Annotated in this window: 13 protein-coding genes; 8 read left to right on the top strand and 5 right to left on the bottom strand. The window is 45.4% G+C overall.

The annotated features are described in order from the left end of the window. Positions 1-55: 55 nt before the first annotated feature. The 3 genes from psbB to QT998_RS10230 all read right to left on the bottom strand — a co-directional run bounded on the left by psbB (position 56) and on the right by QT998_RS10230 (position 3,982). Entirely contained in the window at positions 56-1,585 is a 1,530-nt protein-coding gene (gene psbB, locus QT998_RS10240; protein WP_333086960.1) for a photosystem II chlorophyll-binding protein CP47, read from the bottom strand. A gap of 197 nt (positions 1,586-1,782) precedes the next feature. After that, the gene (locus QT998_RS10235) at positions 1,783-2,112 is read right to left on the bottom strand and encodes a hypothetical protein (protein ID WP_333086962.1); all 330 of its coding nucleotides are present in this window, start codon (positions 2,110-2,112) and stop codon (positions 1,783-1,785) included. A 217-nt stretch (positions 2,113-2,329) separates the two neighbouring features. Then, complete coding sequence (locus QT998_RS10230) at positions 2,330-3,982, bottom strand: DNA methyltransferase (protein ID WP_333114462.1); 1,653 nt, start codon at positions 3,980-3,982, stop codon at positions 2,330-2,332. A 179-nt stretch (positions 3,983-4,161) separates the two neighbouring features. Here QT998_RS10230 and mnmG point away from each other — a divergent pair, with 179 nt between their 5' ends. The 3 genes from mnmG (at position 4,162) to QT998_RS10215 (ending at position 9,124) form a co-directional block, all read left to right on the top strand. Continuing rightward, on the top strand, positions 4,162-6,078 hold the full coding sequence (mnmG, locus tag QT998_RS10225) for a tRNA uridine-5-carboxymethylaminomethyl(34) synthesis enzyme MnmG (protein ID WP_333086967.1): 1,917 nt from the start codon (positions 4,162-4,164) through the stop codon (positions 6,076-6,078). An 866-nt stretch (positions 6,079-6,944) separates the two neighbouring features. Beyond that, complete coding sequence (locus QT998_RS10220; RefSeq protein WP_333086970.1) at positions 6,945-7,739, top strand: SDR family NAD(P)-dependent oxidoreductase; 795 nt, start codon at positions 6,945-6,947, stop codon at positions 7,737-7,739. A 350-nt stretch (positions 7,740-8,089) separates the two neighbouring features. Further along, the gene (locus QT998_RS10215; RefSeq protein WP_333086971.1) at positions 8,090-9,124 is read left to right on the top strand and encodes an NAD(P)-dependent alcohol dehydrogenase; all 1,035 of its coding nucleotides are present in this window, start codon (positions 8,090-8,092) and stop codon (positions 9,122-9,124) included. A gap of 41 nt (positions 9,125-9,165) precedes the next feature. Here the strand turns inward: QT998_RS10215 and QT998_RS10210 are convergent, their stop codons facing one another. Further along, entirely contained in the window at positions 9,166-9,975 is an 810-nt protein-coding gene (locus QT998_RS10210; RefSeq protein WP_333086972.1) for a calcium-binding protein, read from the bottom strand. A gap of 103 nt (positions 9,976-10,078) precedes the next feature. Here QT998_RS10210 and QT998_RS10205 point away from each other — a divergent pair, with 103 nt between their 5' ends. The 5 genes from QT998_RS10205 to QT998_RS10185 all read left to right on the top strand — a co-directional run bounded on the left by QT998_RS10205 (position 10,079) and on the right by QT998_RS10185 (position 15,992). After that, complete coding sequence (locus tag QT998_RS10205; protein WP_333114460.1) at positions 10,079-11,059, top strand: ABC transporter ATP-binding protein; 981 nt, start codon at positions 10,079-10,081, stop codon at positions 11,057-11,059. Between the two features lie 248 nt (positions 11,060-11,307). Continuing rightward, on the top strand, positions 11,308-12,096 hold the full coding sequence (locus QT998_RS10200; RefSeq protein ID WP_333114457.1) for an ABC transporter permease: 789 nt from the start codon (positions 11,308-11,310) through the stop codon (positions 12,094-12,096). A 66-nt stretch (positions 12,097-12,162) separates the two neighbouring features. Further along, entirely contained in the window at positions 12,163-12,369 is a 207-nt protein-coding gene (locus QT998_RS10195; RefSeq protein WP_333114455.1) for a hypothetical protein, read from the top strand. A gap of 219 nt (positions 12,370-12,588) precedes the next feature. Then, complete coding sequence (locus QT998_RS10190) at positions 12,589-14,715, top strand: HEAT repeat domain-containing protein (RefSeq protein ID WP_333114452.1); 2,127 nt, start codon at positions 12,589-12,591, stop codon at positions 14,713-14,715. Positions 14,716-15,038: 323 nt separating this feature from the next. Beyond that, positions 15,039-15,992: a hypothetical protein gene (locus QT998_RS10185; protein WP_333086982.1), complete on the top strand. Its 954-nt coding sequence runs from the start codon at positions 15,039-15,041 to the stop codon at positions 15,990-15,992. A 62-nt stretch (positions 15,993-16,054) separates the two neighbouring features. On the opposite strand, the gene QT998_RS10180 is transcribed toward QT998_RS10185, so the two are convergent. Beyond that, positions 16,055-16,207: a hypothetical protein gene (locus QT998_RS10180; RefSeq protein WP_333114450.1), complete on the bottom strand. Its 153-nt coding sequence runs from the start codon at positions 16,205-16,207 to the stop codon at positions 16,055-16,057. Positions 16,208-16,256: the final 49 nt, after the last annotated feature.

The following is a 16,256-nucleotide window of genomic DNA, read 5'->3' as shown; positions in this document are numbered from 1 at the left end:
AACCGGGTTTTTTGTACCGGGGAAGTTTCCGGCCTGCCCGTGGGGCTGGCGAAAACTAGATAGATTCTTCTCTTCTTGTGGTCACGTCGCCCAGTTTTTGGAACAAGCCCCACTCGACTTGTTCTTCGAGGTCAGCCTCAACTCCAGCAAACACGTCACGGAAGATTGTCCGAGAACCGTGCCAGATATGGCCGAAGAAGAACAGCAAAGCAAAGCAAGCGTGTCCGAAAGTGAACCAACCGCGAGTCGAAGTGCGGTAAACACCGTCAGACTTCAAGGTTTCGCGATCGAATTCAAAGAGTTCACCCTTTTGGGAGGCGAGAGCAAACCTTTTCACATCTAGAGGATTATTAAAGGTTTGACCGTCAAATTCGCCACCGTAAAAGCTGACAGTAACTCCCGTTTGTTCAAAGCTGTATTTTGATTCAGCACGGCGGAAGGGGATGTCAGCGCGAACGACTCCATCTTTGTCCGTCAAAACGACTGGGAAAGTTTCAAAGAAGTTCGGTAGGCGGCGCACCGACAATACCCGACCTTCACTGTCAGTAAATACTGCATGGCCGAGCCAGGTTTTGGCGATACCGTCACCGTTGACCATCGGGCCAGCGCGGAACAAACCGCCTTTAGCCGGAGAGTTGCCCACGTAGTCGTAGAAAGCCAATTTTTCGGGAATTTGCTCGTAAGCTTGTTGGAAGCTTTGGCCGGAGGCTAAGCTAGCTTGGGCTCTGCGATCGATTTCTTGTTGGAAATAGTTGCTGTCCCACTGATAGCGAGTAGGGCCAAAAAGTTCGATCGGAGTAGCAGCAGAACCGTACCACATCGTACCCGCAACCACAAAGGCGGCGAAGAACACAGCAGCGATACTGCTAGAAAGTACAGTTTCGATATTCCCCATCCGCAGGGCTTTGTAAAGACGTTCCGGCGGCCGCACGCTCAAGTGGAACAAACCGGCAATTACGCCGACTACGCCCGCTGCAATGTGGTGAGCCACGATGCCGCCCGGATTGAACGGATCGAAGCCTTCAGGGCCCCAAGAAGGCGCCACTGCCTGGACGTGACCGGTCAGGCCGTAGGGGTCGGACACCCACATTCCCGGGCCGAAAAGTCCCGAAAGGTGAAATGCGCCGAAGCCGAAGCAGAGCAAGCCGGAGAGGAACAGGTGAATGCCAAACATTTTTGGCAAGTCGAGGGCGGGTTCGCCGGTGCGGGAGTCTCTGAAGAGCTCCAAGTCCCAGAATACCCAGTGCCAGACTGCTGCTAAGAACAGTAAACCCGAGAGGATGATGTGAGCGATCGCAACGCCTTCAAAAGACCAGAAGCCAGGATCGACGTTACCTTGGCCCGTGACGCTCCAACCGTTCCAAGAACCGGTGACTCCCAAGCGAGTCATGAAGGGCAGCACGAACATCCCTTGACGCCACATCGGGTTCAGAATGTGGTCTGAGGGATCGAAAATTGCTAGTTCGTAAAGGGCCATCGAGCCGGCCCAACCTGCCACGAGGGCAGTGTGCATTAAGTGTACAGAAATCAATCGGCCTGGGTCATTTAAGACGACTGTGTGTACGCGATACCAGGGTAGTCCCATTGACTGCGGTTCTCCAAGGTGTAAGTGATGATGTCATTTTGACGGAAAATTCAGATTTTCCATCCCGAGCGGTGATGTCCGGGGTTTAAATTCTGCCTTTTGCCGAATCCTTTCTACCTTCACAGGAGGAGGTATAAAAATGAAAGTTATTTAAAGAAGTGTATCGAGTGTTAGAACCGATTGCAATATGTTCGACATTACATTAACTGTGGGCTATCGATCGAGCAGCGGGCGGCGATCGCCCCGAGGCGTTCGAGAACTTGCTCGGCATCGATGAGTCTGGTAAGGGTGACGTTGCCAATATTTTTTCCTGGATCTGCCGGATCTAGGGGGGTTCCGGGCTGGACTTCTACCATGAGTACAGCGTCTTCTACACGGTAGAGCCACATTTTTTCATTTCGATCCGAAAGACAGAGGTTGAGCTGTTGGATATCCGGCTGTCGTCTCCAGGCGGCGGCTGTCCACTCGCCACCAACCCCCCAGACGCGCCCGACTTTCCAGCCGTCGGATAAGAAAAAATATTTCATTTGCTGTGTACGGTTGTTAAGTTTTTTTGTCTAACATAGCGCAAAATTGCCACAATACGGAATTATTTAACCGCGAAGACGCTAAGGACGCGAAGGAAGAGCAGAGAAGAGAATAGTAGTCCAGGACGCATTTAGACATAATTCTGTCATTTTGAGTGAAACGAATAATCTCAAACCTTTGCAGCAGCACAGTCCGTAACTCCTCTATCACTATTTTCTAAATGTCTAGTTCTAACTGTTTCGATTTAACTTCCATTTGTTTTTCGGCTGACTTCACTACTTCAAAACTCAGGCGAACATCGAGCCTTTTTTTCTGTTCTAACATTTCCTTAATAGTAACAATCTGTATTTTATCGGAACTTTGATTCATATATTTGCTTTGATATATTCCGGCTGATTTGGCAGTTTTAATCATGTCCTTAGTTGGCTCTTTCAAACTAATAAAAATGCCCAGCGCCGCTTGTTCGAGGGTAATTGTTCCTTGCAAATCGCGGATGTCTCCTGATTGCATTTTCCCTGACTTGACTTGCACGATAATCTTTTCTGGTTCATCTTTGTCACCTTGAAAGTAAGCAATGCCATCTATTCCCTTATCTGCACCTTTCTTGGCGTTAATAGTTGCCCTATTATTAGTATAGGTAAGCACAGCCCATTTTTCAAATTCTTTGCGAGTGCGATCGTCTTTTTTGTTAGCAAGGGCAACTGCTGCTTCCATGTCTTTAGGAATGCCATTTAACTTAAGTTGTTCAAGTACACCTTTCCCAAAAGAATCCTCAAGGCGTTTGAGAATCAAACTAATACTTTGATAAGTAATGTCAATTCCGATCCATTGGCGGTTGAGGCGTTGAGAGGCGCAGACGGTAGTACCGCAACCGCAATAAGCATCTAAAACTACATCACCTTCATCGCTGCTAACTTGAATAATTCTCTCTAAAATAGCTAAAGGCTTTTGTGTGGGATAGCCAAGTCTTTCTGCTGACTGTGACTGAATGGGTTTGATATCATCCCAAATATTCTGCAATGGCGTACCTGACATTTCATCCAGATAGCGTTTGTATCGTGGTACTGTTCCCGGTTTAGTCTGAATTACTCGCCCTTCAGCAATTAACTGATTCATCTTTTCCTGACTGTAACGCCAGTAACGCTTAACGCCCATAACTTCATAGTAAGGATTGCCTTTTGCTTCACCGCCAGGACCAGTCAGGTTGTCAAGTTGATACCGTCGCCCATCAGCATCAGTATGTTTATAAAAGCTTGTTACATAGTCTTGAGTGTAGGCTAGAAATTGAGTATTAAATTTATAATTTTTACTTTTACTATAGTATAAAATCACATCACTAATATTTCCGTAGGCTTTGCGGTCTTGTTTAGTATCGCTGTGAGCATTTGTCCGCTTCCAGACAATTTCATTGATAAAATCTCCGCCCTGGGGACAAAAAATTGCATCTAATACTAATTTTAAATAGTGACTAACTGTAGAATAGCAATGTAGATAAAAGCTACCAGTAAGTTTTAAGACTCGATGAATTTCAGCTACTCGCAAAGTCATGTGAACCAAATATGCTAATAAACTGCCTTTGCTTAAGACTTTTGTTAAACCCGCTATTAAATCAATACTTTGTAATGTAAATTTACCTTGGTAATTTTCGAAGATTTCAGCTAAACCCTGATTTGCATAATCGTCCCAAGTCCAAGTGTCAATAAAAGCTTGTGCTTGGGCTTGGTCTTCCTTGCCAATGTTGTTGTAAATTTGGTTGTAGTTGCGTTTTGAGTTAAAAGGCGGGTCAATGTAGCACAAATCTACTGATTCGTCTTTGATGTGTCTGCGTAAGACATCAAGATTGTCACCGTAAAATAGTTGATTTACCATTTTCGCTATTTCCTTTAAATGGCTGGTATAACTGCTGGCGATCTCTGTATTTGACGACATATTTTGAATTATACTATATAATGGTATCCACTAAACAAGCTCCTGGATTAATTACTTCCCAGACTCAAGACGGAATTAATCCTTCAATTTAAAATCTAAAATCTAAAATCTAAAATCGAATGACCGCACAAACCACAGTACAATTCCAAGATAGTTTCGACATCATCGTAGTTGGTGGCGGACACTCCGGCTGCGAAGCCGCCCTCGCCACATCTCGCCTCGGCTGTCGCACGCTTTTACTCACCCTCAATCTCGATAAAATTGCGTGGCAACCATGCAATCCGGCTGTCGGCGGGCCCGCGAAAACTCAACTTACTAACGAAGTGGATGCCTTGGGCGGCGAAATCGGTAAAATGGCCGATCGCACTTATCTACAAAAGCGCGTCCTCAACGCTTCGAGAGGCCCCGCAGTTTGGGCTCTCAGAGCACAGACAGACAAGCGGGAATACGCCGCCGTGATGAACAATATTGTCGAAAATCAAGAGAACTTGACCGTCCGCGAAGCGATGGTTACAGACTTAGTTTTAGGCAAAAATGAAGAAATTATCGGTGTTGAAACATACTTCGGCGTTGCCTTTGAATGCAAAGCCGTAATTCTCACCACTGGAACTTTTTTAGGCGGCACAATTTGGGTGGGCAATAAGTCGATGCCGGCCGGACGTGCCGGAGAATTTGCCGCCGTCGGTTTGACAGAAACTCTCAACCGTTTGGGCTTTGAAACTGGACGATTGAAAACTGGAACTCCGGCAAGAGTTGACAAGCGGACTCTCGATTACACCAACATGGAACCGCAGCCGGGAGATGCAGAAGTTCGTTGGTTTAGTTTCGATCCTGAAGTTTGGGTGGAACGGGAACAAATGCCTTGTTACCTAACTCGAACTACGCCAGAAACTCACCAGTTAATTAGAGACAATTTGCACCTTTCTCCGGTTTACGGCGGCTGGGTTGATGCGAAGGGGCCGCGCTACTGTCCGAGTATTGAAGATAAGATTGTCCGGTTTGCAGATAAGGAAAGCCACCAGATTTTTATTGAACCGGAAGGTAGGGATATTCCTGAACTTTATATCCAAGGATTTTCGACGGGTTTACCGGAAAGTTTGCAATTGCAAATGCTGCGGACTCTTCCTGGTTTGGAAAAGTGCGAGATGATGCGCCCTGCTTATGCTGTGGAGTACGATTATTTGCCGGCTACTCAGTGCTTTCCAACGCTGATGACGAAGAAGATTGAAGGACTGTTTTGCGCGGGTCAGGTGAACGGTACGACTGGCTATGAGGAGGCGGCGGCACAGGGGATTGTGGCGGGGATTAATGCGGCTAGATTTGCGAAAAATCAGGAGATGATTGTGTTTCCTCGCGAGCAAAGTTATATCGGGACTTTGATTGATGATTTGTGTACGAAGGATTTGCGGGAACCTTACCGGATGCTGACTTCGCGATCGGAATATCGGTTATTATTGCGATCGGACAATGCAGATCAACGCTTGACTCCGCTGGGACGAGAAATTGGTTTAATTTGCGATCGCCGTTGGGAGTTATTTGAGCGCAAAAAAGCTAATATTATCGCGGAAAAAGCCCGTTTGTACTCGACTCGCGTCAAAGAACACGAAGAGCTTGGGAAGAAAATTTTGGTCGATACTCAACAAGCGATTAAAGGTTCAATTACTCTCGCTGATTTGCTGCGCCGTCCCGGTTTTCATTATGTCGATTTGGAACGTTACAATTTAGGTGATTCCAGTCTACAATTAGCCGAGAAAAATGGTGTAGAAATTGACCTCAAATATTCCGGTTATTTGCAAAGACAGCAAAATCAAATTGATGACATTGCCAAACACGAACGCCGCCAATTGCCTGGAGACTTGGATTATATGGCAATTACAACTCTCTCGAAGGAGTCGCGGGAAAAATTGACTAAAATTAGGCCGCTGACTATTGGCCAAGCTGCGAGAATTGGCGGGGTTAATCCGGCTGATGTTAATGCTTTGTTGATTTATCTGGAAGTGCGAAATCGTCAGCAGCCGGCTGCTGTGGGAAATTGAATTAATAAAACCCAAAAATTGCTCGGCTTTGTCTTAATTGTTGGTTGAATTGTACGCGATTGCCGTAGGGAAACGGCGCTGGGTTCTTTTCTTGAGCCTGCGATCGTCCCCGATCCCGTATTGTACTCGCGATCGGGGACAACACTATAAATGCACAACTGAGATGCTCCCAGGAGGTTTTATTTGCGAGTTGAATTTAATCTATCTACCCGAAGCAAAAGCAACTGGTTAGATATGGTAAAATATTACCGATCTTGATTAAGCTAACAAACCAAAATTGGTCATAAACTATGATGAGATCGCTGGCTTGTGTCAGCAGCTTGGATACAGGGAGAAGTTGCGTTTAGCTCAAATGCTGATCCAGTTAGCCAGAAAAGAAGAGGAAAGTCAAAACCCCCAACATCGAATTGCAGGGAATTGGAAAGAATCCTCACCAAGTCAAAATTACTCTGATATAATTCAATATGTTTTTGAAAGGATTACAGCATATTCCATGTAGGTGCAGTACGCCTGAAATATAGTTTCTGGAACACCCATCAGTTTACAGCTATAAAATTGAACTGTAAACAAACCAGGTTAGAAGTGAGTGCATCATAAACCTGACCTAGGCTGTAGCCATGGAAATTTCGTACAAAATCAGAATACTTTATCTTATCTTGTCCACTCTTATTCTTTCTGCCTTCGAGTTCTAGCCTTCGCGTTCTTAGCGTCTTCGCGGTTCCTTCAAAAAGCCCGATCGCCAATCCTTAAAAATTACCACACTCAAAAACAACTATCAATGTAGAGCGGGCCTAAAATAACCTTAAATCTGTTATAGTTTCCATACAGCAGCAAACAAAACCCCCACTTACAAAGTATAACTATCTATGGCTCCTACAGTTTTGATTACAGGCGCTTCTCAAGGAAGCGGCAAAGCAACGGCACTGTTATTTGCCAGTAAAGGTTACGATGTGGTGATGGTGGCTCGCGAGCCAGAGAGATTGGCAGCGGCAGCAGCTCAGGTGCAGCGTGAAGGCACTTCCGCTTTCCCTATTGCGGGGGATGTGGGCGACATTCAACAAGTGCGGGCGATCGTCCAAAAAGCCCTAGATACTTGCGGAAACATTGATGTTTTGGTGAATAATGCCGGGATTTGTCTCGCGGGGGCGATCGAGCAAACCACCTCCGAAGATTGGCAGCAATTAATGAATACCAATTTTTGGGGCTGCGTTAACACAATTCAAGAACTTTTACCACATTTTCTCGATCGCAAAACGGGTACAATCGTCAATATTGGCTCCATAGGCGGCAAAATGCCCTTGCCTCAAATGACCGCTTATTGCACCAGCAAATATGCAGTAACCGGTTTAACAGAAACTTTGCGATTGGAATTAGCACCCCGAGGCATTCACGTTTGCGCCGTACATCCGGGTTTGATCAACAGCGATTTTTTGGAAAGAGCTCAATTTCGCGATCGAGACGAACCAGCAGTCGAATTGCGCCGCCAACAAATGACCGAAATGTTGAAATCTAACTGGGCTTCTCAGCCGGAAGATATTGCTAAAGCAATCTGGGATGCTGTGAAGAATCAGCGTGCAGAAGTTACTGTCGGCCCAGCTTTCTTTGCATCGGAAGCCCATCGATTATTCCCCGGTTTGATGCAATTATTCATGGGTAATTAGTCATTGGTTATTAGTTATTAGTTATTAGTAGCAAATGACTGTTGACTGCTAACTGTTAACTGTTAACTGTTGCTCCTTACCAGGCTCTGCTTAGTAATGCAGATAGGTGAGGATATGCCTCCTTTTATCTGGCAACTTACAGGATAGAGGACTGTAGGAGGTGTTTAAGTTATTAAGTTTTCGATCCTAAGTGCTTGTCACCAGTCAGATCCCGATCGCGCTTCAGGGGCGAAAAAAAGCCTCTGTTTACCCCTCGGCTTCGGGATAGAGGAGTGTGGCAGATACTTTGAGTTATTAAATTTAAGTTTCTAAAAAAATAGAGGGTTCAACCAGCCCCAAATACTATTATAATGACAAAGAAACCAGAAAATATTACCATGCAAATCACAGCATTAGCAGCAAAAAAAGCAGGCGGGTTGCTTGAAGAATACAAATTTGATGTCGCAGCGCCCAAGGTGCACGAATGTCTCATAAAAGTGTTAATTTGTGGCATCTGTCACTCGGATTTGCACATGATTGATAACGATTGGGGTCAATCAAAATATCCCCTGGTTCCCGGTCACGAAGTTATCGGAGAAGTGGCAGAAATAGGATCGCAAGTGACTCATTTAAAAGTAGGCGATCGCGTTGGTGTCGGCTGGCAAAGGTCGTCTTGCTTGCATTGTCGTGACTGCTTGCGCGGTAACGAAAATCTCTGCGATGAAAACCAGGGATTAATTGTTACAGGGCCCGGCGGTTTAGCCGATTATTTAATGGTAGATTCCCGCTTTGCTTTTCCTATTCCCAAAGGCATCGATTCCAAAGTAGCCGGGCCGTTGCTGTGTGGCGGAACTACTGTTTACGCCGGTTTGCGAAACGCGGGGATGAGTTCGGGGCAAGAAATCGGCATTCTCGGTATCGGCGGTTTGGGACACCTAGCCGTGCAATTTGCTAAAAAATTAGGCAACCGCGTTACAGTTTTTACTACTTCCCAAGATAAGGCAGAATTTGCCCATAAAATGGGGGCGGACGAAGCTATTGTAGTAGAAAAAGGCGAAGTTCCTCAACCGCCTAGCAGTAAATTAGATATTTTGTTGAGCACTGTTCCTGCTGCTTTAGATTGGGTTCCCTACATTGATTTTCTCGATTCTGACGGTGCCCTTGCTTTTGTGGGAGTTCCCGACGCACCTTTGAGTATTCCGTTATTTGCGCTGCTGGCGAAGCGCCGCCGAATTACGGCTTCTCCGATCGGCGGTCGTGCTATGATTTATGAAATGCTGTCAGTTTCAGAGAAGTTTGGGATTGAGCCGATTGTCGAAGTTTTTGCGATCGCACAAGCAAATGAAGCAATCCAGAAAGTCCGCGACAATAAAGTGCGCTATCGCGCAGTTTTGACAGTAAGTTAGATCCTTAGTAAGGTGCGTAATTCGCACCCCAGATCTACAAATTACAGCAGAGAACTAGCATTAATCAAACGGCCGGTTAAATCAGCAGGCGTTACATTCAACACAGTACCCAACAAAGCCTGATTAGAACCAAATCTAATATTAGTAGCTTCCACGCGCCCGTTGCTGTCTGGATCGAGACTTTCCTGCGAGATACCGCCCTTGGCTAACAAATTCGTTCCCCCCGTTATAGTTCCAGGATTTAGCAGCAGCAGTCTCGGATCGTCCAAGCTATAACTTGTCTGTTCCAAGAAGACAAGAGTAGTGCTAAAATCCACACTAAGTCCGATGGAATCATTCGACTTATCAAAGTCCACAATTACTGCATCAGGAACTTCTATTCCCCCTACTCCCATTCCCGCTTGATCGACTCGAAAAACAAAAACATCTCTCCCCGCACCTCCTTTGTAAATATCCACATCTCTATCGCCGATTAAAGTATCGTTACCATCACCGCCAACTAACAAATCAACACCTTGACCGCCGCGCAGCAAATCATTTCCCACACCGCCATCAATAAAATCGCTATTTCTATCCCCTGTCAAAACATCGTTGCCACTTTTTCCCAAAATATCGTCATCACCTTTGCCGCCGTAAATAGAATCATTGCCGGGCCCGCCTGACAGACTGTCCTTACCATCGTTGCCGAAAATCCGTTCTGCATCTAATGAACCTGTTACAGTATCATTGCCGCCCAGCATCCAAACTCCCCCAGAAAAACTAGCAAGTTGTCCCGGTACAAGTGTAATATTTTCAGGAGAATTGTCTCCTACCAAACGAGAGATGCGTGAACGATCGGGAGTGAGTACCATAGTTGTAAATTTTTTGCGATTAATGGATATCTGATAATTATTTCCATCTTGGCACAGTCGATCGCAAAATCGCAGATTAAAATAAAAGTTAAAATTAAAGCCGATGCCAATTATTTTTGTAGAAGACTTAAGCAAAGTTTATCCAGTAGCGATTAAACAACCGGGACTTAAGGGAACAGTCCAGCACTTTTTTAACCGCACTTACCGCAACATCAAAGCAGTTGACAGCGTTTCTTTCAGTATTGAACCTGGAGAAGTGGTGGGGTTTCTCGGCGCTAACGGTGCGGGCAAAACTACGACGCTGAAAATGCTGACTGGTTTGATTTATCCCTCTGATGGTACAGTGACAGTGTGCGATCGCACTCCGTTCCGCCGCCAAGCAGATTTTCTGCAAAAAATTACCTTAGTGATGGGGCAGAAACAACAGTTAATTTGGGATTTACCAGTGCTCGATTCTCTGCGAATCAACGCCGCTGTCTATGGAATTCCCGATGCAGATTATCGGCGACGAGTCGGAGAATTGACAGAAATGCTGTCACTAGAAGGCAAGTTAAATCAAGCAGTGCGAAAGCTATCTTTGGGCGAACGCATGAAAGCAGAATTCATGGCTGCCTTGCTGCACCAGCCGGAGGTATTATTTTTAGATGAACCGACTTTAGGTTTGGATATCAACGCACAGTTTAGCGTCAGGCAATTTCTCCGGGAATATAACGAGCGCTATCAAGCAACGGTACTTTTGACAAGTCACTACATGGCTGATATTACTGCTTTGTGCAAGCGCGTTTTGTTAATCCATGAAGGGCAATTAGTTTATGATGGTAGTTTGGACGGATTGCTCGACAGGTTTGCACCTTATCGGGAAGTTCAAGTAAAATTAGCCGAACCCTTGGCAAAAGATAGCGCTTTTGGTTACGGCGAGGTAGAATCAATTGAAGGTAATTCCGTGCGGTTTTTGGTAAAAAGGGAGGAACTGACGGTAAGCGTGTCGAAGATTTTAGCAGAATTAGAAGTTATCGATTTGAGTGTTACCGATCCGCCAATTGAAGAAGTAATCGGTCGAGTTTTTCGCACGGGTAAAGTGTAGATATTACTCCTATCTCCCTTGACAAAGGGAGCCAACAACCGTCAAACATTTTCTTTGTTAAGGGGCTAAAAAAGCATGAAATTCTCTTTTAAGAAAGGGGATTTATTGGGATCGTGATTTATTATTACCAGCCTTTTTACGCTGCTCGTGTCTCGTTACCAGAATCTGCCTGGTAGCGCACATTAAGAATCTCTACCTATTTCTTCTTTCCTTGAGTTAAATTCAGTATTCTTTCAGTGACAATGAATATGAAAAAAAACATTAAAATTGCTAAAACTTTGCTCGTCACCTACTACGCTTATATGCTCGAATACCGGGAGGAATTGTTTTTGTGGGCGCTGTCGGGAGCTTTGCCGTTTATCTTGATGGGCGTGTGGATGCAAGCGGCCGAAACTGGTGAATTTGGGCTGAAGCAGATCGACTTTGCCCGTTACTTTTTAGCAGCTTTCATAGTCAGACAAACTAATGTGGTTTGGGTGATTTGGGAGTTTGAAAAAGAAGTCGTGGAAGGTAAGTTATCTAATAGATTGTTGCAGCCTCTCGATCCCGTATGGCATCACTTCGCATCTCACGTTTCCGAAAGGTTTGCGAGGCTACCGTTTGTATTAGGATTAGTGCTGCTATTTTTTGCACTTTACCCGCAGTCTTTTTGGCTGCCGAGTTTGGGCAGATTTTTGTTGTTTTTGTTGGTTCTCGTTTTCGCTTTTTGTTTGCGGTTCTTGATTCAGTATACCTTTGCGCTGTTTGCTTTTTGGATCGAGAGGGCAAGTGCGATCGAAGAATTCTGGTTTTTAATGTACCTTTTTTTATCGGGACTTGTCGCGCCGCTAGAAGTTTTTCCCCCAGCCGTGCGGGAAGTAGTTTTGTGGACACCGTTTCCTTATTTGATTCATTTTCCCGCTTCAATATTGATAGGATTGCCCGTAGATGTAGGCCGCGGTTTACTGGTAATGTTGGGTTGGAGTATGGTGTTTTTTGTGTGGAATCGCTGGCTGTGGCGGCAGGGTTTGAAGCAGTATTCCAGCATGGGAGCTTAAATAATCATTAAAATTTAAAAAATTGTAGAGTGCGTCCCAGTAAGATATCGATGGTTTTGGGTAGGTGTGCGATCGCATCCAACGATCGCCCTTAATACAGGTGTTTGTGCTTTGGTTGCTGCAAAACAAGTGGGGATGTTGCGAGTCGGAAACGGTTATCAAGTTAATGCTTTGAGCAATTACCGCCTGAATTGTTCGATAACCCTCCGCCAAAACCCAATATTTCTGTGGGTGCTGGCGGCTTTTGCATTGAGGCGCGACGCTGGTAAATAATTGTGGTATAAAATAGAGTCGATCGGCTGCATACTACAATACGGAGCAGAAAAAGGTTGAAACCCCGCCAGCGTCAAACTTGCGTTTGCTTGGGCCATCGAGGGCGAACACCTTTGCGGTGTAAAGAAAATAAGGTAATTTTAATTGCCCTTTCTTCAAGCCGCTCTTTTCGGGTGCAAGCCTGTATAAACCTGATGTCAACCGCCGAGTCTTTTTTCAATGCAAACAAACTCTAGGGGACAAGATATTGGTATGTTGTTAAAAAAACTTGTTTGCGAAAATAATCCCCAGACAGTTGCAGAGTTAATCGACACACAACTCAAAACTGGTCAACTGACTTGGACTCAACTCAAAACACAAGTTTTTGAGCAGCACTGGCGGGATGAATCTTTGCAGGAAGTCTTCACAGAAATTGCAGCTAAATTAGATAGAGAAACAGCAAGCGAACTGATAGAATATTTGACAGATCAAAACGGTCAACCGGAAAAATTTATTAATTTGTTTTTAGCAGCGGGCTGCCTGTTAAAAGTCAAAAATGGCATCAATAAAAACACCGAAAAAAAACTGTTAAATGCTTTAAAAAAGCTATCACAATACGGGACGGCTTTCCTGATTCTTTATCAAAGCGCTCAAGAATTGCAGGAAACTTATCAAATTCGCGATCGATCGATCGCCACGATCGCCCAAACTTGGAAAAACGACCCGGAAACCCTGCCCTGGCTGAAAATACTCGCACACTCCAGCGACAGCGGCGAAGTCCGGGCCACAGCAGTCAAAGCCATAGCCCGCAGTTGGTCTGACGAGCCAGAAATTTACCTGATGCTCAAAAAACTCGCTAAATTCGATACAAGTTGGGCAGTGCGATCGGCTGCGATCGCAGAAATGGTCGCGGGTTGGCCCGATAAAAAGGATACCTTGCAACTGGTGGCCGCCCTGGCTAAGTTCGATCGCAGTCCGACCGTCCGCACCTGCGCGCTGGAACTGTTGGCCCGTCGTTGGCGCGATCGAACAGATACCTTACTGCAGCTGAGAACCGCCGCCGAATCCGACGAAAATTTGCGAGTGCGAGTCGCAGCGTGGCAAGAAATAGCCAGAGGTTGGCACAGCGTTTTAGGTACTTTCTCCCTGCTCAAAAACTTGACCGAGACAGGAACTTCTACCCTGCGAACATTAGCTGTGCGGGAGTTGGCAGCGGGCTGGCAGGCCGTGGCAGAAGTTGGCCTGCTGCTGAAAACCCTAGCCGTATCCGACAGCAGCGAACAAGTGCGGACAGCAGCGATCGAAGAATTAGCTTCGCGCTGGCGGGCCCAACCAGAGATTTATCCGCTGCTCAAAAGTCTCGCCGAGTCCGACCAGAGTTCCACCGTCCGGCAGGCAGCAGTCCAAGGAATTGCCTCTGGCTGGCCGTCTAACCCCGCAACTCTGCCTTTTTTGCAAAATATAGCTGCGGGCGATCGCGACGCCGAACTACGCGAAATAGCCCTGCAACAGATTGCCGCAGGTTGGCCCGACAGCCCGGATACATTGCCCCTGCTGCAAAAAATAGCGGCCTCAGAGGATTATTGGACTGTGCGCCAAGTAGTAGTAGCAGCTGCAGCCACCTTACCGTCAGCCAGTCTCGAAGTCTTTGAGTGGTTGAAAAATCTCGCCGAGTCAGACAGACACCTCAACGTCCGAGAAACTGCGGTGGAACAGATAGCAAGAGGCTGGGGACACCGGGACGAGACTTTGCCTTTTCTCAAAAAACTGGCGGAGTCGGAGGGGGATGCTCACCTGCTGAGCGTGCTGGTGCGAGAAATAGCGCGGGGATGGCCAGAAGAGCCGGAAACATTGCTTTGGTTGAAAATTCAGCTTGATTCTGGGGAGGAGGAGGTGCGGGAAGTGGCGGTGCAGGAACTCGCTCGCAACTGGCCTTCGGGTGCTGAAACTTGGAGGATGCTGGAGGCTAAAGCAGAGGGCGATGAGAGTCCGGCGGTTAGGCAACTCGCTTTGCAAAAGTTAGCTCGCGGGCGGACAAATGAGCCTCAAACTTTTGAGTGGCTGAAAATTCGGGCAGCGCAGGATGAAGATTCTCAGGTGCGGGCGATCGCTCTGGTAGAGTTAATGCGGGGATGGAAAGACGAGCCGGGAATGTTTGAGTTTTTGCGCCAGAGAGCTCTGACTGACTCCTACGATAGAACAGGTTCTTTTGCTTACAATCCCAGATTTACAGCACTCGAAGCAATTATCGAACATTATCCCGAAAATGCGGAAACTTTGCCTCTGGTGCGATCGCTTGCAGTTTCCGACGCCGACGAGCAAGTGCGGGCTTTAGCGAGCCGCCGACTCTGCAGCCAAGACTGGTAAACAGAAATAATCCTTTAGACCTTTCCGAAAATTATGGTTATTCAGCGTTGGACAGTTAGTTGCGGAACCTGCAAAACAAACCATACTCTACGCATCTCACTGGGAACTGATCGTTATCAAGAGCATACCTTCCCTTGCGTAAATTGTGGTGAGGATATGTCTGTTCGCTTGGACATTGATTTTGATGACTGGCGTAGGTTTGATAATTTGCCGGCTTCAAGGCTCCAAAAACTAAGTTTTCTACAGTTAGCAACTGTGAAGTTTGTCAAACTGAAGGAACCGTTATAAATTTAGACCCCAATTTCCTAGTTGCCGAAAAATTTTTGCATAATAAATATTACTTTTCTTCGATTCATCAAGCTGAGCGATTGGGTGCTTTTGAAAGAATTGAAAAAACAAAACATTACTTCTCAGAAAAGCAAATACTAGATATTTTTTCATTGGTAGGAGGCTTTAGAAATTTAAGAGAGAAGCTGGAATTTTTGATTAAAGCTTGGTCTCTTCACAACAGAGGCAAAGAGAATCTTGCACTTGAATACTTAGATAAACTTGCCGAGGATTTATTTGATAAATCTTATCCTTTGCACGAATCAATTCTAATGTTTAGTGCTTTGTTTATTGGTGAAGAGCGGAGCGAAGAAATGAAAACTATATTGAATGAAATTAAGGAAGCCAAAAGCAAAAATTCCTTACAATATTACAATCTTCGCTCATACTATTTGGAGAAACACGTAGAAGATTGCCTAGAGCGCCATTTAGAAAGTTTTAATGATTACTTGAAAAATTATGACGACCTACTTCAGCTCTATCTGTATGCAAAGCAGAAACAGAAAATTCCAGAGGATATATCACTGTCATCCAATAAATTTAGAAACCTAAAGATGTTTTATGGAAATATCTACGAACACATAACTTCAAGTCTTTTCATTTTGGCAGGTATAAATAACATATTAAGTGGTCGTAATTTTGATATTTTTGAAGAGATGGATATGAAGAAATATATGACTATAAATAAGGCTAATAGAGCTAACCCTTTTAAAGATAGACACAGCTTTGCTCCTGTCGTTCAGTGTTTAGATAGTACGCTAAGAAATGCCTCGCATCATGGTGCGATGAAACTGCAAATAAACTCAAACATTATTCAGTATCGTTCAGGAGGGACGGGAGCATTAAATACCATTAGTTACACTGAATATTTGCAGAAATGTAATGAAATGATGTTCTCTTCTTGTATGCTTTTGATTGTCGAATTGATGATTATAAAAAATTTGATATAGTTCGTTTTTTGGGGGACAGGCATCCAGCCCTCCCTGGACTGGCTTTTCACTTCTATATCTATTCATTGCCACAAAAGCCCGATCGCAAACCGCACCGCTTCCCCCATTACCGAACAACGATCGCACTCCGAAGCCGTTTTCTCCCACCTGAGCAACTGTTCCCGAAAAGCTTGGTATTGCTTGGCCCGCTGCACGAGGCTTGCAGTTTCCGACACAGAAGAGCAAGTGCCGGCTTTAGCCGCTCTCCGGCTTCAAGTATTAACG

Origin of the sequence: Microcoleus sp. S1D4, assembly GCF_036700765.1 — a bacterium.
Taxonomy (GTDB): Bacteria; Cyanobacteriota; Cyanobacteriia; order Cyanobacteriales; family Microcoleaceae; genus Microcoleus.
The sequence above is the reverse complement of the archived record's forward strand: the minus strand, read 5'-3'. Positions and strand labels throughout refer to the sequence as shown.